We start from the raw sequence: 19495 nt of genomic DNA, 5'->3' as shown, positions 1-19495 counted from the left end.
CGACGACTCGGTGGCGCGGAAGGCGGACGGCACGTTCTGGAAGTGGGGCTCGGGTCAGCGGACCCCCGTGAGGGCGGCGTCCCTGGATGGAATGACGACCGTGAGCCTTGGCACCCTGCATACGCTGGGGCTCAAGCCGGATGGGACGCTCTGGGCATGGGGTTCCAACAGCTCTGGCCAGCTCGGGCTCGGCATCGCGACCTACTTCGGTCCGACGACGACGCTGCCTCCCCATCTTCGGGAGGTCACCGTGGGAGATTTCTACTCGTTGGCCGTGAGGAGCGATGGGACGGTGCTGACCTGGGGCGCCAATAGCTCAGGACAGTTGGGTGATGGAACCACGGGGCTTCGAGCCTCGCCGGTGCAGGTGTCGGGGCTCGACGGCGTGGTGGCGGTGGCCGCGGGCAACTCGCACTCGCTGGCGCTGAGGACGGATGGGACGGTGTGGGGCTGGGGCGCCAATCACCTGGGCCAACTGGGGAATGGGACCACCACCTCGAGTCCGCTGCCGACGCCGGTGGTGGGGCTCGTGAGCGTGAAGGCCATCGCGGCGAACAGCACCCATTCCCTGGCGCTGAAGCAGGATGGGACGGTGTGGAGCTGGGGCTTCAATGGCGCGGGCCAGTTGGGGGATGGGACGCGAACCCAACGGCAACTGCCCGTGCAGGTGCTGGGGATGTCGAGCGTGGTGGCGGTGTCCGCGGGGAACGAGTTCTCCCTCGCGCTGAAGGCGGATGGCACCGTGTGGAGCTGGGGTTACAACCTCGATGGTCAGTTGGGAGATGGCAGCACCACGTTCAGCTCGAGTCCCGTCCAGGTGTCCGGCCTCTCCGGCGCACAGGCGATATCCGCGGGACGCAGCCATTCGCTGGCCAGGAAGGCCGACGGGACGGTGTGGGCCTGGGGCTCCAACCAGAACGGCACCCTGGGGGATGGCGGCACGACGCCGCGACTCGTCGCGGGCCCCGTCGTGGGCCTCACGGGTGTGGTGAGCGTGGCGGCGGGACCGATGTCCGTGGCCATCAAGGCGGATGGGACGCTCTGGGTCTGGGGCACACAGTCCACGGAGGACGGGACGATTTCCCGGCGCTTCGTTCCCGTCCCGATGCCAGGGCCCACGGGCATCGTCGCCGCGTCCGCGCGAAGCGGCCACACCCTGGCGCGAACCGCGGATGGGACGGTGTGGGGCTGGGGCCACAATGCCTATGGCGCCCTGGGCAACGGCATCACCGGAGAGCGGAGCGAGCCCTTCCAGCTCTGGTGAGCGCGGCGGTCCGCCACCCGCGCATGTCTGGAATCAAGTGGTGACTTGAACTCTCGGATGTTCGGCCGGGCCCGCACTCGAACAACGCACGTTCGAGGGCGGGCCCCTGGCGCTTCGCTGCGCGAGCCCCCACCCTCCGAGGCCTTGGACGCGCCGTGGGCTACTCGATGGGCGGCGGGCAGGAGTGGGGGCAGTCGTATCCGAAGGTGCAGCTATCGCACGAGAGCGGCGGCATGACGCTGATGGTCAGCGGGAGCGTGCTCTGCCCGAACGGTTGATTGCCCTGCATGAGTCTCCACTCGAACAGGTAGGTCCCCGTCAGCGGGGGGGCGACGGCGGTGAAGAGGAAGGTGGTGTCCTCGCCAGGGTCCACGACTTCGTAGGGCAGCAGCGGGACTCGGGCCACTCCCCAGACCAGGTTGTCCACCGGGTTCTGGGAGCCGAGCTCGACGGGCGTCTGGGCGCTCCAGCTCTTGGTGCCCCAGTTCTTCATCCGGACGGAGAACTGGAAGCTCTCCCCTGGGGCCATGGTGGCGGGAACCAGGGTCTGCTCCACGAGCTCCGAGGCGAACGCGGGGGACTTCACGTTGACGGTGAGGGTCAGCTCGGGGCCGAACGCCGCGCCGTTTCGCTGCATCCTCCACCGGTAGGTAAAGGCGCCTGGCGTCAGGGGCGCGGTGGGCGTGACGGTGAACGTCTTGTGCTGGCCCAGGAGGATGGCGTCACCCGGAGCGAGCACCAGGCTCTGCGCCCCGTCGAGCGAGACGCCGTGCGTGCCATTGGCCGCGCTCCAGAGCGTGGTGCCGGTGTTGGTGACGGAGACGGAGGCGTTGAAGGGCTGTCCGGCGACCACGGTGGGAATCCTTCCGTTGGAGTCGCGCTGGAGGGCGCCGAGGGCGGGGGTGTCCAGGAAGCCGCCCAGAATCTGTTGGCGGAAAGGGAGGAAGGTTCCCGTCAGCAGATTGGAGAGGAGGAAGCGCGGCTCGTCGGGTGGCGCGGTCGGGTCCGGAACTTCGTTGGTGTGGACGAAGGACGTTTGGATGGGAGGGAAGGTGCCTATGGCGCCTCCCAGGTCCGCGAAGCTGCTGCGGTTGTGGCAGCCGGCACAGGACAGAGCCTGGGCGCGCGAGACGACCTGCTCGGGACTCAGCGGGCTACCGATGCGCTGGAGCTCCGCGGCGATGGCGGTGGCGAAGCGGTTTTCGGGAGGAGCGAAGAGGAACTCGTTGAGGTAGTTGTCAGAGGCGTTGAACGACTCCGAGTCGCTCTCGGCGTCATTGTAGATGTCGGGAACCTCATAGTTGAAGCGGTTGATGTCATCGACCGCGAGGCTCGCCACCTGGGTGATGAAGTACTCGCGGAAGCTCACCGCGAGCGGCTCCGTGTTGAAGATGTTGAAGAAGTCGCCGCGCGGGTTGGCTTTCACGGTGACGGGCACGAAGCGCAGGGTGCAGCCGGTGGGGCCACACTGCCGCTTGAGCTTGAACTCGTGGAGCATCCACGGGGCCGGCGGCCCCTGCTGGATGAACTGGTTGGTGCGAACCTGTCCCTCGCCCAGGGGGTTGTTGCCGTAGTGATTGGCGTGGACGACGGGGACATGGCCGGGGCTGCTGGCCTCCAGGAAGAAGGACTTCACGCGGGCGCGGCGGGCGACGGGGTCCGTGAGGGTGGAGAAGCTCGCCCAGGTCTGGGCGATGGGACGGCAGCCCTCCAGACCCAGCTCGCGGCGGGGGTTGGGAAGGACGGCCTCGAAGATGACCAGGTTGCGGTCGGGGGGCGGGTGGGCGAAGACCATGCGGTATTCGCCGCAGTTGGCGCCGTCGGGAGGGGCCAGGTCGAAGCGGTTGAAGAGGCCAATGAGGTTGTAGCGGTCCAGGACGGACCCGTTGCCGAGGACCGCCTCCCTCCCCTCGGACTGACGGCAGTGATAGGGCGCCCCATTGAGCGTGAAGATGTTGTCGCTGCAGTGCGCTCCGCCTGGGAGGTCGGCTTCACCCGGCGCGGGATTCTGGGTGTCCCAGAGCTGGCGGTAGAGCTGCTCGGCGGTGAAGCCCGTGCTCCCGGCCTGTTGGACCAGTTGGTTCATCACCATCCGGAGGGTGATGGTGGAGACGGTCGCGAAGTCGGTGATGGCGAGCGAGCGGCGCGGGTCGAGCGATGCGGACGTCGTGGAGGGTTGGTCGGCCAGGGGCGTCGTGTGGAGCCCGCCGCGCTCGGAGTGGGGAGACGCCGCGGAGGCGGAGCCCAGGCTCGCGAGGAGCAGGCTGACGCCCGCGAGCCGCGAGGCGGTGAGCCACCGGAAGGTGTGGCGTGAGTGCGGGACGGTGGAACGGGATGGTGGGTGATGCATGGCTGTGGCCTCGGAGACACCGATGTCCACGCGGCATTACGCAAGCAGGCATCAACCTGGTTGATGTGAACCGGCCAGTTCGGCCCGGGTTCCGTGTCCGACGTCGTCCCAGGCTCCTTGCCACGCACCTGATCCGAGCTGCCTGGCGGGTGGCGGGTGAATGGCCGGTCCCCACTCGCTCACATCTCCTCCGGAGCGGACTCCCCTCATCGAGAGGCTCCAGAAGTTTCCAATGCCACTCAGGGGGAAAGCAATGTTTGGTGCGTTCAGACGTATTGGTGGACTCGTGGCCCTCACAGCGGGGCTCTGCGGGTATGGGGCCTTTGCCCAGGAGCAGCAGCCACAGGCGGAAGCGCCACCGCCCGTAGAGCAGGCGGCCCCGGTGCCCGAAGCACCCGTCGCCAGTGAGCCCCCGGTAGCGGAAGGCGGTGGTGCCGAGACAGTCCCGGCGGCTCCGCCCGAAGCCGAGTCGCTCCCGAGTCCCATCGATTCAGGGCAGGAAGCCGTGGGAGGCAGTGGCATGGACGCGCAGGCCGTGCCGCAGGAAACGCAGCCCGCCATTCCCGATGATCCGGGCGCGGTGATGGGAGGGCAGACCGCTCCCGTCGTCCCGCAGGAAGCACAGCCCACCATCCCGAACGATTCGGGCCCGGTGATGGGCGAGCAGACCGCTCCCGTAGTCCCCCAGGAGGCGCAGCCCGCCATTCCAGATGATTCGGGAGAGGCGATGGGTGGAAGTGGGTCGGAGCCAGTCGCCCCTGCGGCAGGAGAGGTCGTGGGGGAGATGGACGCTCCGGCGATTCCTCCCGAGGCCGCGCCAAATCAGGCGGTCCAGGTGCCGCCCGAGCCCGTGGCGCCAGAAGCGACGATGCCCGTCGAGTCTCCTCAGACCTTCGTGAAGGAAGGACCACCGACCCAGGTGCCTCAATCGCCTACCACCACCTCATCCCAGGCGCCGCGGCCGGCGACACCCATTCCCGCTCCAGCCCAGCCGACGGTGGCGGCGAGTGCGCCAACCGCCATGGCCTCGACGAGTTCGGCCATGACGGCCGCAGGGGGGCCACGGAAGGAATGGCACGTCAGCAAGGCCGGTAACGACAAACAGGCGGGCTCGAAGCAGGCGCCATTCCGCACCATCCGTCGCGCGCTGACCGCAGTCGGTCCCGGGGATGTCATCCGGGTGCAGGCAGGCGAGTACCCAGGGAACATCGTCATCGACGGCCCCGTGCGCGGAGGCCAGCCCGGCGCTCCCATCCGCCTGGTGGGAGAGGGCCGCGTGCGCATCGTCCCTGGCGGCGAGCGCGGCACACTCGTCCAGGTGCGGCGCCCCTACTGGCGCGTCGAAGGCTTCGACGTGGACGTGCGCAAGCAGAAGCGCTTCGCGGTCGCGTTCGAGCGGGACACTCAAGGCTCCGCGTTGCTTCGCTCGACACTGCACGGTGGCGCGCTGGGCGCCGCCGTCAGCACCGCCCTGGGGGCGCGGGGAGTGCTCATCGAGGGCAATCACATCCACGACTTCCGCAAGGCGGGCGGGGGTGACTCGCACGGAGTGGTGGTGCAGGCCACGTCGCGGAACATCACCATTCGCGGGAATGACATCCATGACACCTCGGCGGATGGAGTGCAGTGCCTCAAACCGGACAACCGCAATCAGGCGCCCGCCGACGGGGTGCGCATCGAGAACAACCACCTCCACCACACCCGCGAGAACGCGGTCGACATCAAGACGTGCCGCAACGTCACGGTGGTCGGCAACCGGATGCACGGCTTCCGCAAGTCCCGCTCCTCCGCGGGCGAGGCGGTCGTCGTCCACTACTCGGCCAGCAACGTGCGCGTCGAGAAGAACGGCATCTCCGACGCGGGCCGGGGCATCTCGGTCGGCGGCGTGAAGGAGGGGCCTGACCCGAAGAACATCGTGGTTCGAGGCAATCGCATCAACGGCATCTCCAAGGCCGGAGGCAGTGATGGCACGGGCATCCGCGTGGAGAACGCCCAGGGCGTCCAGATTGAAGGCAACACCGTCGAGGGCACGGCCGGGTACGGAATGATGCTCGGGCTGGGGTCCAACAACGGAGCCCCCAGCAAGGACGTGCTGGTGCAGGGAAATACCGTCCGCACGGCGAACCTCGTGCGCCTCGGCAACAAGCGCCCGGGGCTGCGGATGGACAACAACCGCTACGCGACCAACGGCAACTTCAAGTCCGAAGGGAAGGAGACGAAGAGCATCAACGACTGGAAGAGTTTGTCCGGCGTGGACAAGGCCTCCAGCCAGCAGTGAGGCATTTCAGCGTTCCTCTGTCGGAGCAACGAAGCCCCCGTGGCACACCGCCATGGGGGCTTTCCCTTGAGGACCGCCCAAGGTGCCATGTCGCAACAGGATTGCGCTTGGGCCTCGGATTCCCTCTTGCCATCCAGACACACTCCCAGAGAGACTGAGCCCACTCTCCGGGAGTTTCGCGCATGAAATCCATCTCCAGTCATCCCTGGCGGCACATCCTCACCACGTGTCTCGCGCTCACGCTGGGCGCGCTCACGGCTGCCTGCATGGGGCTGGAGGCGGAAAGCTCGGAGTCCTGGACGCAGCAGGACGAGTTCTTCGAGGGCTCCGCCATGGGCGAAGCGAGCTACAGCGTCCACAACTGTCCGGCCGGCCAGGAGTGGGACGCCACCTGGGGCTGTCAGCCTGCATGGGGCGTGTCCTGCTACTACACGCGCGGCTCGGGCTATGTCGGCTTCGAGCCATTCTGCAGCAAGCTCCCGACGACGTCGCCCATCCCCCACAACACCAAGGTGTGCTCGACCACGCGCGGCGGTGGCTGGTGCGGGACCGAGCCCAACTGCTACTCGTGCCCGGTCCACTGCTCCGTCAACCGAGGCCCTGAGTGGTGCGGCGGCGAGCCCAACTGCTACCTCTGCCCCCTGTCCTGTGAATCCACGCGGGGCCAGAACTGGTGCGGCACGGAGCCGAGCTGCTACGCGTGCGGCCCCTCATGCTCCAGCACGCGCGGCACGGGCTGGTGTGGCATCGAACCGAGTTGCTACACCTGCACCAACGGCGGCGGAACCTCCGAGGGGGGCTGAGCGCTTCGGAGGCCCAGCGAGGGGCCACGGACCATCGTCCCGTGGCCCTCGGCGAGACCAGACACATCCATACAATCAACAGCGGTCGCCGCGCGCCTCCGGCGTGTCCCGCACCTCGCCACCGAGCAACCTCACGATGAGCGCCACCCGTGAATTGACCTCGAAGCGCCGGTAGATGGATTTCGTGTACTGATTCACGGTGAAGCGGCTGATACCGAGCTGGGCCGCGATTTGCTTGTCACCAAGCCCGGCCAGGAGCAGCTCCAGCGTCTGGCGTTCTCGCCGAGAGAGCCTGATGCCGTAGGCTCCATCCCCCGTGATTCCTGGTGCGCCGAGGAGGGTCCCCCACTCCGTGTGGAACAGGTGGAGCAGCTCGCGGTCCGCGGCATCGAAGGGGTGCCTGCCTCGCCCACGGTAGACCCCGATGCACTGCACCACGCCGGGGAGCCTGGACCACCGACTCGAGTACACCGAGTCATCGAGGCCTGACGGGTAGAGGAAGTGCTCGACGTAGGGCGCGTCGTACCAGGTCCTGTCCCCGACGAGTTCCTGCCTCATCGCGGTGATGACGGCGCCCGGATTCGAAGGACGCTCCATCAATGAGCGGATGGCCGGATTGCTGTCGCTCCCCATCCGCTGGAGCGCCTCGAGCGCGGGCAGCGCGCTGCCTTCCCACCCTTCCAGGACGATGGCCGTGAATTGTCCGTGCCCTCCCGGCCTGAAGTCGCGCTCCAGGACGAAGGCCCCCGCCTCCGCCCCCAGGATGCGGAACACGCCAGAGAGCAGATGCCGCACACGTGTCTGCCGCCCCTCTGTCAGCTCACGCGCCTCATTGACCAGACGAACCAGTGCACGAACCTGAGAACTTCGAAGGTTGCCATCGACCATCGGACCTCCCGAATCGCGCCCCATGGGGGCATCCCTCATTTTAGCGAATTACGAGATTTTCCACTTTAAATCAGGATGGGCCCGCTGAACCTCACAACCCCACTGCAGGAGGAAGGCGCATGAAAAGTCAGCTCAAGCGAATGGCTGCACGAGCCGAAAGGGCTACAACATTCCCCTGCCATTGAGCAGCGCCGGCAACAAGACGGTGCACGTCTCCGCCCATGGCGCCACGTCCTCGAACAACGTGGGCTGCCCCCACCGCTCCGGTTCGAGAGTCCGAAGCCGCCAGTCCATCCGAGACAGACACACACTCGGAGAGCGCGGCAGTCCGTCCCCAGGAGATGACTCCAGCAGAGGCGGTCTCACGACTGGATTCCCGATTCTTCAACGAGAGGGTGGACCTGGCCTGGAGTCAGGAGGCCACGCGGCGCGCGGAGCGGCTTCCCCACGGGGCGCGATTCGTGTCCATGGAGTGCCGCGGTTCCATGTGCCGGCTCGAGATGTCCCATCCCAGCCTGGACACCTTTCAGCACTTCATTCGCGAGGGGCTCATCCCTGACACGAACGCGTGGGAAGGCCCCCTTCATGGCCGCGCTCAAGAGCCCTCCAGGCCAGCTTGGAGCAGTGGAGGAGGTAGCCTATCTCGCACGCCCGGGAACCGACCTGGCGCCCTGAGCAACACAAGCACATGGATTCGCAACACGCGCAGGGCAGCAGGCTGACTTCGATTGCAACACAACCCATTGGGAGTCAATCGCATGTACAGACCCATCACCCCCGTTGCGCTCACCCTGACGCTGCTTCTCCTCCCCAACATGACAAGTGGAGAGGCACGGGCAGAGGAGTCTCAGCCCCTCATCACCACTGTATCCGACTACCTCAACGACAAACGCCAGTGGGTTGACATGTCCCCGATCCCCGTTGATTTGCTCCACTGCGTGAGACTGACCTTGACCGCCCTCAATGGCGTCGGCAACTCCCAGGGGAATGGCGTCGTGGGCTATCTTGGCGCCGGACCAGGCTCACAGGGAGGTACGACCCCCGTCCTGGCCCCTCAAGCCACATACAGCCGCGAGAACATCGCACAAGGAGTACCCGCCACGTTTTCGGTCCGCGCCAACCAACGCTTCAATGACCGAAGCATCCCTGGCGGATACTTCTCTCCCACGGACTCGGACGACACGACAGTCCGAGTCATCTTGCCTCTGGGCACCCAGGCGCCGAGGATCGAAATCGTCCTGCACCGATGGGGAAACGCTCTCCTGTCCTTCCCCATCCTGGGTGCCAACGACGGCGCCATCTACGGAATGCCTGACAACAGGACCCTGGTCGCGATTGGCTTGACGAAGACGACCTGCCCGATTCCTCTGAATTGAGGCGAGGCCCGCTGGAGTCTCCGCCGAGCTCGCCCCAACGCCCCGCCAGAGGCTCGGCGCGCCGGACCGTCACCAGAAGAGCGCGGCACGCCGCTCCTCCCTCGGCCTCCGGGCCACCAGGCCCACGTGAGGCGAAGGCCGTGCACATGGTTTCAGGGGGCCTTCGCGCCGAAGACTCGTGCGCGCACGGTGCGGATGTCCATCCTCGCCTCCGCGCGCACGGGAGCAGCACCCGTCATGGAAACCATGGGCACAACCCGAGCCCTTCTGCCCGGTCAGGTCATCGTCTCGCTGAACTTCGATGACTGCCTGGCAACCCAGACCACGGGGGCCGCCATCATGGAGGCCCGTGGAATGCGTGGCACCTTCTACGTCCACAGCACCCGGATGGGACTGTCCGGCCGCCTCACGCTCGCCCAGGTGCAGGCACTCCGGGACACCGGGCACGAGATTGGCGGGCACACGCTGACACACCCGCACCTCACCGAGCTTTCGGCCGATGAACAGCGCCGGGAAATCTGCAACGACCGGGTGGCCCTGTTGAACGCCGGCTTCCGCGTCACTTCGTTCGCCTACCCCTTCGGCGACAAGGACTCGACCACGCGACAGATTGTCATGGATTGTAATTACAACTCCGCACGGGAAAGCGGCGGGCTGCGTACCTCCTCGAGCGGCAGCAGTCCGGCCGCCGAGCCCATGCCACCCGCGGACCCCTACGCCATCCGGACCCACGCCTCCGTGCAAGCCACCACCACGCTCACGGACCTGAAGAACTACGTCCTGCGCGCGGAGGAGTCGGGGGGCGGCTGGGTGCCCATCGTCTTCCACCACATCTGCGGGCCGTGCAATCCACCGCAGACCTACTCCATCTCGCCCACCCTCCTGACGTCATTCCTGGACTGGCTGGCCCCTCGCGTCTCGCGGGGCACCACCGTGGCCACCATGGACGCGGTCATCGGCGGCGTGCTGAAGCCGCCCGTGAGCTGGCCGCCCACGCAGCTCTTGCGGAACCCATCGCTCGAAACGGACCTCAACGGGGACGGGACACCGGACTGCTGGCAGCGCGGCGGCTTCGGCTCCAACACATTCACATGGACGCGGACCTCGGACGCGCATGGGGGGAGCTGGGCCCAGCAGGTGCGCATCACCGCCATCTCCAGCGGCGACCGCAAGCTCATCACCCTGCAGGACGACAACACGTGCACGCCCACTCCGACGACGGGGCATCACTACCGCATCTCCGCCTGGTACAAGGCCACGACGTCGGTCAGGTTCAAGGCGTACTACCGGACCAACGCGGGCGCGTGGGAATACTGGGCCCAGGGTCCCCTGCTGCCCGCGCGCACCAGCTACACCTTCGCCGAGTGGATGACACCGCCCGCCCCTTCCGAGGCCCGGGCCCTCAGCGTCGGGTTGTCCATCGACCGGGTCGGCACGCTCACCATGGATGACTTCGCGCTCTCGGACGTGGAGGCGAGCGCGTCCCCATGAGCCCCCACGGACAGGGAGCGGCATCGCGTCAGACAGCGCCGGGCGTGTGGACGAGGGGCAGCGTTTACTGGAGCAAGGCCCGGAAGGCGTAGACGAACCCGGCAAGCCCCCCGCCCAGAAACAGGATCATCCCCCCAACGAGAGCCACCAACTCCAGGCGCTCCGTCCAGCTCATGGGAGGCACGGCCGGCTCCCGCGCGTCCTCCTCGGTGAAGGGATATCGCGGCGCATCCGTCACGGCATCGAGCAGATAGGATTGACTGAAAGCCACCGCGTAACCGCCCTCCCACCTGTTGAGATACACCTCGATGGCGGTCGCCTCCGCCAGGGTATCGGCATGCTTCCAGTCGATCCCGCTCGGCGGCACCAGGTCCCCGTCCCTGAGGCAACTCACCTCGAAGCTGATGCGCGAGGAGAGCAAGGCGGGGTCGCCACGGAACACCCGCGCGACCCGCCCTTCCACCACCGCCTCGCCCGGCGTGGGAGACGGCAGCACGACACGGTCGACCTCGACTTGAACATGCAGGTCCGCTTCCAACGCAGCACGGGCGTGATAGTGGGCGGGAACGGCCATCGCCCCAGCCTATCCCAATCATTTCCGCCATGTCTGGCCCAGGCCGCTCGCGTGCGCGCGGGAGCAGCCGGCGGATGGCCAGCACGAGCCTCAGGCCCATCACCGTCGGGGCACATCCGGACACACCCCAGTTCACCCGTCGGACGATGGGCTTCAGGCCATGCATCTCCACGAAGCCCAGGGTGGCCATCACCATGCTGCCCGCGCCGTAGCGGAAGCCACTGGCCGCTCCCGCGTACACCACACCGTCCTTCTTGAAGACCTTGGGCAACTCGCGCAGCCCCTCCACCAGGGTGTCCGGCCATCCCTGGCGAAAACGAGCCCACCCTGGAGGGTGACAGGAACACTCCCCTCCAGGAAGCGGCCTGCCTCCTGCGCGGCGGGGAAGCGCCGCTGCGAGAGCACCACGTACTCGTCCACCCCTTCTCCGAGCCTCCCCCCCGCGGTGCAGGAGTTGAAGCGCATCGGAGGGAACCCGCTCACGCGACATCCCCCTTGGCGATCACCGCGACTACCAGGGACTCGGGCCCACCCGTCCGCCGTTAGCGGAGGCCTTGGTGGGGTCGTCCCAGTCGATGACTCCATTGCCGTTGACGTCACGCGGGTCGTTCAAGCCCGCTGCGGTAGGAGGATTCGTCACGGCCGAGCCGATGGCGTTGATGTCGCTCCAGTCGCTGTCCTACCTGGGCGTCGTCTCCGGGGACACCGGCAACCTCTACATCAAGGCCTTGCTCCGGGCGCGCAAGGTCTCCCCCAGCTCGCTCATGGACAGGGTGGTCGTCTCGGAGGGTGAGGCGTCGCGCCTGCTCTCCACCCTCCACCCCGAGAAAAGCCGGGTGATGGGCTCCCAGATGCCGTCCCTGTCCACGCTCGTCCAGCGCCGGACGTGGAGCGCGGCGTCGATGAGCCGCTGTCCTTCCTGGACGGCCGCGAAGTGCTGAGGGGACGGCTCCGTGGGAGGCGCGCCGAGTGCATGATCCGAGGGCGCCTTGGATGGGGGCCCCACATCGCAGTGCGCGTCCGGCGGAGCGGAGGTCCGCGCCAGTAGCATGGTGTCCGCGCTGTTTCGAGCGTCGCCCAGGGAGCCTGATGCTCTCCTCGCGCCCGTGTTGACGAGGACGGTATTTGAGCGGGGCCCCATCAACCCACGGCTGCCATTGATGGGGCAATCACATCCACACGCAAGCCCGCTCATCCTCCCGATGCAAGGAAATTCACCCTGCACCCCCGCGCGCGAGATGACGCGGCGCGAGTCCAGGTCCCGAGGCCCGGAGGCCTGGGAGAGCGCGGTGCGGCAGCGCGACCGGCGAGCCCCTTTTCCACGCCGCACCGGGCAGGGAGCGTCCCCCGACGTCACTCCGGCTCGTCCGAGTCGGGGAGGGCGAGCCCATGGCGCTCGAGCAACCTCCGGAGCTGCGTGCGGTGTATGTCGAGCGCTCGCGCCGCGGCGGTCACGTTGCCGCCGTTCTGGCGCAGGGCCTGTTCGATGCGGGTGCGCTCGTCGGCGGGCAGGGGCTTCGCCTTCGAGGGCGCTTTCCGGGGCGGCGCTCGCGGAGCTTCGGCGGGCTGCGACAAGGCCGGCCCGAAGCCCGCTCCGGCGCCCGGGCTGAGATGACAGACCTCTACCCGAGATGAGCCATGCACCTGCGAGGCCTGTACGGCGACGCACAGCTCGTTCATCAGCTCTCGGACGTTGCCGGGCCAGGGCCTGCGCAGGCACTCCTCGACCAGCGAGACGTGCAGGCCCCGCCCGGGCGACTTGTGCTGGAGTTCCCGCTCGAGCAGCAGGGGAATCTCCTCGGGGCGCTGGCGCAGCGGCGGCAAGGTGAGGTCCGGTCGTCCGATGCGGAAATACAGGTCCTCGCGCAATCGTCCGCTCGCCACCTGTGCGCGCAGGTCCTTGTTGCTGGCGCAGCAGATGTGCAGGTCTATCCGCTGCGCCTTGGATGCGCCCAGCGCGAGCACCTCCCGGTTCTCGAGCACGCGGAGGAGCTTGGCCTGGACCGCCAGGTCCAACTCCACGACCTCGTCGAGAAAAAGGGTGCCGCCATCCGCGGACTGGAGATAACCCTGGGCGTCCACGTCAGCCCCCGAGTACGCCCCCCGCCGAGCACCGAACAGCAGTCGCTCCGCGAGGCTCTCGGGAATGGCCGCGCAGTTGACGGCGATGAAGGGGCCACCTTGCCGGGGAGAGAGGGAGTGGAAGGCGCGCGCCACGCCTTCCTTGCCGGTGCCGCTCTCTCCATGGATGTGCAGGGAATGGCCGAAACTGGCCGCATGGGAAACTCTCGTGAGCAGGCCGCGCATCGCGGGCCCTCGCACGAAGTCCTCCACGATTTCGACACCGTGGGCCTCGAGCGGTCGCAGGTCCATGCTGGGAACGAAAAGCGAGTCTCCCATGCGCACCACGCGCCGTGCTTCCTGGGCAGTCTCTTTGGGAATGGCCGCTCCATCCACGAACGTGCCGTTCTGGCTCCCCAGGTCCGTCACCCAGAAGCGCTGCCCATCGAAACGGACGTGGGCATGGCGCCGCGACATCTTCGCGTCCTGGACCTCTCCCAACGCGGCGGCGCCTCGCCCCAACTCCAGTGCGCCCTCTTTCAAGCGCACCGCCACGGCCATGGCCTTTCCCCCACCAAAGAGTCGCATCAGTCCCGGGACGCGGGCCCCATCGTCCGCGCCCGCGCCAGCGGCCCCCCTGCTCGCGCGCAGCGTCGACCGCTCCTGTTCCGTTTCCATGACGGTCATCCTATGCCCGTGCCACGGGCACACATCAGGTGGTGCCACCGCTTGTGTCACCCGGTCCCCCTCCGCGAGCCACTGATGCCTCGCAAGCCCCTGAACTTCCAGGTCGAACAGGGAGGTCTCAGGAATTCGAAGTCCGCGCCGTCGCCCGGCATGGCCTTCGCTGAACACAAGACATACGCTTGAATTGAATGAACATGCCCCTGAAGCAAGGACCCCGCCCCCCCGCGTTCCACTCGCGGGCAAGGTCGAGGCTGCTGTATCTGTTGATACTATTCCTGGCCCCCGGGGTCAGCGGTTGCTGTACATTGTTCCCCGGGGGCAAGTCCTGCGTGAGACCCACGCCACCGCCTGGAGAGCCCGACCTCAACGAAGGATTGCCGGTCAAGGACTGCGGCGTGGAGACCTGTGTCCTCGAAGAGGGGGCACGGCGCTCCGGACCTTTCGAATGTCCCACCGGGCAGCCCAACTGCACGCCGGATACAAATGGACTGGGCATCTTCGTCATCGAGGGCGGCGCCTACTGCTTCGCGGCGGATGCGCGGTCGCGTTTCTGCCCTGAAGCCTTCGAGAACGTCCCTGCCTCGGACACATCGCCTCGCCCCACGGTCCGGCTGACGGGCCGAGACCCCGTCGCGCACCAGAACCGGGTCGTCGGCTACACCCTGCTCGGAGCGCTTCAACACCCCCAGAGTCCTGGCCCCGACGAGGTCGTGCGGATTCACAGCATCGAAGCGAAGGGCACGGAGCTCACCGTCAACTATTGTCCCTGGTCCAGCGACTGCATCGACACCGCCACCCAGGTGTTTCACCTCCAGGGTGAGGACCTCCAACGGCTCAAGCTCCGGGCCACACTCCCGGGAATCGACGGCGGCCAGAGAAGAGCGGTCGTCTTCGAGATATCCGTGAGGCTCCGCCCCGAGGGGTCCGGCCGGGTCCGCAAGTATGACGTCCTCTACCGGGAACCCGGGCGTCCTTGGGTCAATCACTGCGACTCGAGAGGCAGCGACGCAGCCGGCAGGAACGCCACGGCCTTCCTGCCGGGGCTCCGCGTCGACAGCGTGAATGCAGCCGTCGACTTCATCCCGGCGTGGACCACCATCGGCTGTGAGTCCGGGTCCATCGTCACCTGCCTCGATTGGGGATACACCCCCTGGGACCCCGACACGGGCGGCGACGACAGGATTCGCAGCCATGTCTTCGGCTCGTGCCTGCAGGCGAAGCGCGCCGCGTACTTCGTCGGTCAAGGCGACTTCAAGAGCTACACCGAGAACGGCACGCGCTTCGTCAAGCGCGACGCGTACGGCCTGGGGAGGGACGCGAACAACCAGGTCTCCGAGCTTCGAACGCTGGAGGCGCTCTGGAGCCCCCTGGGCGCGGTCTGCCTCAACGTGGAGAATCGCCGGGTCCCCGGCATCCCCCTGCCCGAAGGACTGTACGGTGTGCCGTCTTGTGCCAGGCCGCCCACGTGGACACCGACGGGAAAGCTCGCCACGGGGACGGTCAATCCCGCGCCGCACTGAAGCCCGCTTCGCGGAGCGCGTCCGCGTATTCCCGCCGGAGCAGTGGCTGGAGCTCGATGGCCCTCGACAATGACTCGCGGGCCTGACGCAGGTGCTCGGCGCGAGCATCCGCCCCGCGCGCCAGCCGCGCCTGGAGCAACCGCAACCCTCCACGGACGGCGTGAGCCGAAGCCAGCTTCGGGTCCAGCGCGAGCGCCAGGTCCGCCTGCGCGAGGCCCTCGGAGATGAAGCCGGGGGCCTCGCTCGATGACACGACTTGAGACAGACGCCAGCAGGCCCGCGCCAGCACCTGGTGGGACTCGTTGTAGGGCTGTATCTCCACCGCCCTTCGGGCTTCGACTCGCGCATGCTGGAGGTGTCGAAGTCCGGGTCGGCCGCTCAGTCGTGCCCAGTCTGCTTCCACGAGCGACAGTCGCGCGCTCAGGACCTGGCAGTCGGCGCAGCTCGCATCCCCGCGCGAAGCGGCCACCAGGGCGCGCCGGCCCGCCTGGAGCGAGGCACCGGGGTCGATGTCCGTTCCCACGGCCTGGGTCGCCGCGAACAGGTGTCCCATCGCGAGGAGGAAGTGGGTCCGACCGGAGGTCGGGTTGATGCCGAGGGAGCGCTCGAACCAGCGGGAACCCCGCTCCAAACAAGCGCGCGCATCCGCCCCCGAGGCGACGAGGTACTCCGCGCGAAGCAGCTCCGAGAGCCCCAGCGTGTTCAGCGCGGAGTGGAAGTTGCCGTTGATGGCGAGCGCGGCCTCGCCCGCCGCGATGGCCTTGCGCACCTCGGGCTCCGGGTCGAGCCCCCGCGCGAGGCCATGCGCCGCCATCGCGTTGTACAGCTCAGCGAGGTTCGAGTACGCAAACACGTATTTCGGGTCGTACCTCACGGCCAGACGCAGGAGGCGCTCCGCCTCGGCGTAGGAAGCGGACGGGTCCTCTCCGCGCTCGCGCCGGCGATTGCCCCGCCAACGATGCACCAGCGCCAGGTCGTTGAGTCCCCACGGGTATTGGGGTTGGAGCGCGAGGGCCCTACCCAACCAGGAGATGGCCGCACCCCAGGCAGGCTCGGGGTCTCTTCCCTCCCACGACGCCTGGAGGCCTTGGAAGAAATGGCCGACTCCGAGGATGTCATGCGACTGGATGTCCTGGGGAGACAGCTCCACCGCGCGCGACGCGGTGGCGAGGCAGTCGGTGAGGATTCGTTTCGGGTCCAGCCCCTGGCCTCCCGGGTTCGCGGCGCGGTAACGATTGATGAGGATGAAGGCCTTGCGGGTGTAGCCGGCCCCGCGAGACGGCGCGGCCTGGATGCCCTGCTCCGCCGCGGCCAGCGCCTTCTCCAGCGAGGCTCGGGGAGACTGCCCCTGGCGCCGGTCGAGCTCCGCCTCCTGCAACCCCACCTCCGCCAGCGCCTCGTAGCTCCGGGCATCGCTGCGTCCCAGCTCCACGGCGCGCTCGTGAAGGCCGCGGGCCTCTCGGAGGCCCGAGCGCGCCGCGTCGTATTCGCCCCGCTCCAGTTGCTCCATCGCTCGCGCATGCGCCACGTCTCCCGCCAGCTTCCGGGCCTCGTACAGCCACGGCGCCTGGGCCTCGGCGAGGGATGCGGCCCGCGCCGCCGCGTCATAGTCATGGCGGTAGAAGGCAATCAGTCCCTCCAGGTAGCGGGGGGACTCCAGCTCCAGCACGCGGCTGCGCTCGAGGGACTGGAGCGCGGGTTGGAGGTACTGCTCTTCGATGGCGCGCTGCCGCTCCGCGACCCACGCCGCGTCTCCGCCGCGCCGCGCGGCTTCCATCGCCTGGTGGTAGCGCTCGCCGAGGACCCTGCCCAGCGCATAATGGAGCTCCGGCGAGTCCAGCCCCATCCGCCTCGCGCGCACCAGCGCTTCGTGGGCCTGCTCCAGCTCGTGCATCGCCAGATGGCCCCGCCCCAGCGCGTACTGGACGAGCGCGTCCCCTGGTTCCCCCAGCGTGTGCCGCCATGCCGCGATGCGCGCCATGCGCTCGCGCACGAGCTGCTGCTCTCGACGGGTGTCATGCAGGGAAAGCGTGTATGCCATTCGCAGGAACCACTCGATATCCTTCACCTGCTGGCCCAACTGCTCGGCCATCCGCGCACGCCCCTCCGATTGCAGTCGGGCATGCCGCGCCTCCAGGCTGGAGGTAACGCCCAGGACCGAGAGGAGGAGGATGCTCGAGAGCGACACGGCCGAGACGGTCACGAGGGTCCGGTGCTTGCGCGCGCGGCGCCACAGTCGAGAGAGCAGCCCCGGACGCTGCCCGAGGATGGGTTCTCCGTCGATGTACCGCCCCAGGTCCTCGGCCAGGGCGCGGGCTGACGGGTAGCGCTGCTCGGGGTCCTTGCTCAGGCACTTGAGGACGATGACCTCCAGGTCGCCGGGCAGGTGCGGCACGAGCGCGCGCAGGGGCGGCGCATCCTCGTGGAGCACCTTGTTGAGGGTGCCAAGGAGCGTCTTGTCCGAGAACGGGGGCGCGCCGGTCAGCAGCTCGTGGAGGGTGGCACCCAGGCCATAGACGTCCGAGCGCCGGTCGACGGCCCGCGTCTCCCCTCGGGCCTGCTCCGGAGACATGTACGCGGGGGTTCCCATCACCGCGCCTGACCGCGTGAGGCCCTGCTCGAGGCCGGACTCGTGCGCCAGGCCAAAGTCCATCACCACCGGGAAGCAGCGCCCGTCCTCCTGACGCCGCAGCAGAATGTTCCCTGGCTTGAGGTCGCGGTGGATGACGCCGAGCCTGTGCGCCTCGTGCATCGCGGAGGCGACCTCTCGCATCACCTGGATCTTCTCCGGGAGCGACAGCCCTCCCGCGGCCTGGTCGAGCCGCTGGCCCTCGATGAGCTGCATGGCGATGTAGTCGCGGCCCTCCGCGTGGCCCACCTCGTACACCGCGCACACGTTCGGATGGTCGATTCGCGCCTGCGCCCGGGCCTCTTGCAGAAAGCGCATCACCCGGTCGGGGTCATCGCCCCGCACGAACTTCAGCGCGACGGTGCGGCTCAGCCGCCGGTCCCATGCCCTGTGGACCTCCCCCATGCCGCCGCGGCCGAGCAACTCCAACAACGTGTAATGCCCCACGGAGGAGTCCCCGTGGAGACCGGCGGTCCCCGCCCCGGGCGCGATGCTGAGCTCCACGGTGGGCCGTGCCGCATCCGGAGCGGCCTCCCGGTCATCGTCCATGCGTTCCCCCATGCCGTCACGATAGTCCATGGCGGTCGACCCAGACACACGGACCCAGTCAATCCGGCACGGCGAAGAGGTGTGCCCGGCACCGCCCGGTGCTGTGCCTGCATCGTGCCCGCCAGGCCCATCGTCACGTGAGTTCAGAGGGAGACGCCTCTGATGAGCGCGTCCTCAGGCTCGGCACGCGGGCTGCAATCACATGCAGTCGACGCGGATGCATGGAGAGGCCATCCCGGCCGCGATTCCCACTCCACACATCCACGTTCATGCCGCCGAGCCGAGGGGCCGGCCGCGGCAAACACACTCACGCGCCTCGAAGTATCCCCACTCCCAGAAACCGAACCCATGACCCATCACATGAAAACCCTCATTGTTTCAGCGCTGATGCTCACCAGCGTCGCTGGTACCGCCAACGCCCGCACCGTGGCCGGGTGGCACGGCAAGCCGCAGCTCCACGCGGACGGCGCTTGCATGGGCGAGTCGTGGACCTCTCAGACCAACAACTGCTCCAGGAACGTCACCCTGTTCTACCCGCTCATGGTCGACGCCTCCGGTAACTACCGGGTCCTCGTGAACGCCTACGGCGCGACCACCGCCAACAACGTCGGCTGCCGGTTCTTCGGGCTCAGCAGCGATGCGACGAGCATCTGGTCGGTGCCCGTCAGCTATCTCCCGGGCTTCGGTACCAACCGGGAAATCTTTCTCGGCCCGGTGTTCGTGCCCGCCTACGGCACGGGCACGCTGAACCTCGCGTGCGATGTCAGCCCGGGCGGACGCGTGAACAGCGTGAACTGGTACCAATAGTTCCATCGAGCCGCCGCTCCCCGGCTTCCGGGGAGCGGCGGCTCCACCCACCGAGGTCATGACCATGAAGCCCCGGCAACTCTTGACGGGAGGCGCCCTCGCCTGCGCGTGCGCCACCGTGCTGTTCGTCCAGCAACGACACGACAGGGACGAGTTCCTTCGGCTCGCCTCCACGACGGAGCCTCTCACCGCCGAGAGGCACGAGCCGGCCCACGCTT

Annotated in this window: 13 protein-coding genes; 8 read left to right on the top strand and 5 right to left on the bottom strand. The window is 67.9% G+C overall.

Going from position 1 to position 19495, the window contains the following annotated elements:
* Window positions 1-1264 (top strand): RCC1 domain-containing protein (locus FJV41_RS36595; RefSeq protein WP_497812666.1); only part of this gene is annotated, 1264 nt, incomplete at its 5' end.
* A gap of 160 nt (window positions 1265-1424) precedes the next feature.
* Here the strand turns inward: FJV41_RS36595 and FJV41_RS36590 are convergent.
* A complete protein-coding gene (locus tag FJV41_RS36590; protein WP_141647244.1) occupies window positions 1425-3614 on the bottom strand; it encodes an NBR1-Ig-like domain-containing protein in 2190 nt (729 codons plus the stop codon).
* A gap of 286 nt (window positions 3615-3900) precedes the next feature.
* On the opposite strand from FJV41_RS36590, the gene FJV41_RS36585 reads away from it, so the two are divergent.
* Complete coding sequence (locus FJV41_RS36585) at window positions 3901-5892, top strand: right-handed parallel beta-helix repeat-containing protein (protein WP_181791178.1); 1992 nt, start codon at window positions 3901-3903, stop codon at window positions 5890-5892.
* Window positions 5893-6074: 182 nt separating this feature from the next.
* Complete coding sequence (locus FJV41_RS36580; RefSeq protein WP_141647242.1) at window positions 6075-6695, top strand: hypothetical protein; 621 nt, start codon at window positions 6075-6077, stop codon at window positions 6693-6695.
* A gap of 75 nt (window positions 6696-6770) precedes the next feature.
* Here the strand turns inward: FJV41_RS36580 and FJV41_RS36575 are convergent, their stop codons facing one another.
* Window positions 6771-7490, bottom strand: coding sequence for a response regulator transcription factor (locus tag FJV41_RS36575; protein WP_246137638.1), 720 nt, complete (start codon window positions 7488-7490; stop codon window positions 6771-6773).
* A gap of 1715 nt (window positions 7491-9205) precedes the next feature.
* Between FJV41_RS36575 and FJV41_RS36570 the strand changes: the two genes are divergently transcribed.
* Window positions 9206-10450: a polysaccharide deacetylase family protein gene (locus tag FJV41_RS36570; RefSeq protein WP_181791176.1), complete on the top strand. Its 1245-nt coding sequence runs from the start codon at window positions 9206-9208 to the stop codon at window positions 10448-10450.
* Window positions 10451-10514: 64 nt separating this feature from the next.
* On the opposite strand, the gene FJV41_RS36565 is transcribed toward FJV41_RS36570, so the two are convergent.
* Entirely contained in the window at window positions 10515-11024 is a 510-nt protein-coding gene (locus FJV41_RS36565) for a hypothetical protein (RefSeq protein WP_174489518.1), read from the bottom strand.
* Between the two features lie 74 nt (window positions 11025-11098).
* Between FJV41_RS36565 and FJV41_RS52630 the strand changes: the two genes are divergently transcribed.
* Together FJV41_RS52630 and FJV41_RS36555 are read left to right on the top strand one after the other, a co-directional pair.
* Window positions 11099-11236, top strand: a complete 138-nt coding sequence (locus FJV41_RS52630; protein ID WP_174489519.1) for a hypothetical protein — start codon at window positions 11099-11101, stop codon at window positions 11234-11236.
* A gap of 363 nt (window positions 11237-11599) precedes the next feature.
* Window positions 11600-11965, top strand: a complete 366-nt coding sequence (locus tag FJV41_RS36555; protein ID WP_220137931.1) for a hypothetical protein — start codon at window positions 11600-11602, stop codon at window positions 11963-11965.
* Between the two features lie 412 nt (window positions 11966-12377).
* On the opposite strand, the gene FJV41_RS36550 is transcribed toward FJV41_RS36555, so the two are convergent.
* The gene (locus tag FJV41_RS36550) at window positions 12378-13763 is read right to left on the bottom strand and encodes an FHA and sigma-54 interaction domain-containing protein (protein ID WP_141647238.1); all 1386 of its coding nucleotides are present in this window, start codon (window positions 13761-13763) and stop codon (window positions 12378-12380) included.
* A 338-nt stretch (window positions 13764-14101) separates the two neighbouring features.
* Here FJV41_RS36550 and FJV41_RS36545 point away from each other — a divergent pair, with 338 nt between their 5' ends.
* Window positions 14102-15292, top strand: coding sequence for an ADYC domain-containing protein (locus tag FJV41_RS36545; protein ID WP_141647237.1), 1191 nt, complete (start codon window positions 14102-14104; stop codon window positions 15290-15292).
* Here the strand turns inward: FJV41_RS36545 and FJV41_RS36540 are convergent.
* On the bottom strand, window positions 15273-18500 hold the full coding sequence (locus FJV41_RS36540) for a serine/threonine-protein kinase (RefSeq protein ID WP_141647236.1): 3228 nt from the start codon (window positions 18498-18500) through the stop codon (window positions 15273-15275). The two genes, FJV41_RS36545 and FJV41_RS36540, sit on opposite strands and share 20 nt — an antisense overlap.
* Before the next feature lie 330 nt (window positions 18501-18830).
* On the opposite strand from FJV41_RS36540, the gene FJV41_RS36535 reads away from it, so the two are divergent.
* Entirely contained in the window at window positions 18831-19277 is a 447-nt protein-coding gene (locus FJV41_RS36535) for a hypothetical protein (protein WP_141647235.1), read from the top strand.
* Window positions 19278-19495 lie beyond the last annotated feature (218 nt).

The organism is Myxococcus llanfairpwllgwyngyllgogerychwyrndrobwllllantysiliogogogochensis, assembly GCF_006636215.1.
GTDB classification, from domain to species: Bacteria; Myxococcota; Myxococcia; order Myxococcales; family Myxococcaceae; genus Myxococcus; species Myxococcus llanfairpwllgwyngyllgogerychwyrndrobwllllantysiliogogogochensis.
Note: the sequence above shows the minus strand (reverse complement) of the source record. Positions and strands in the feature narration are given on the sequence as shown.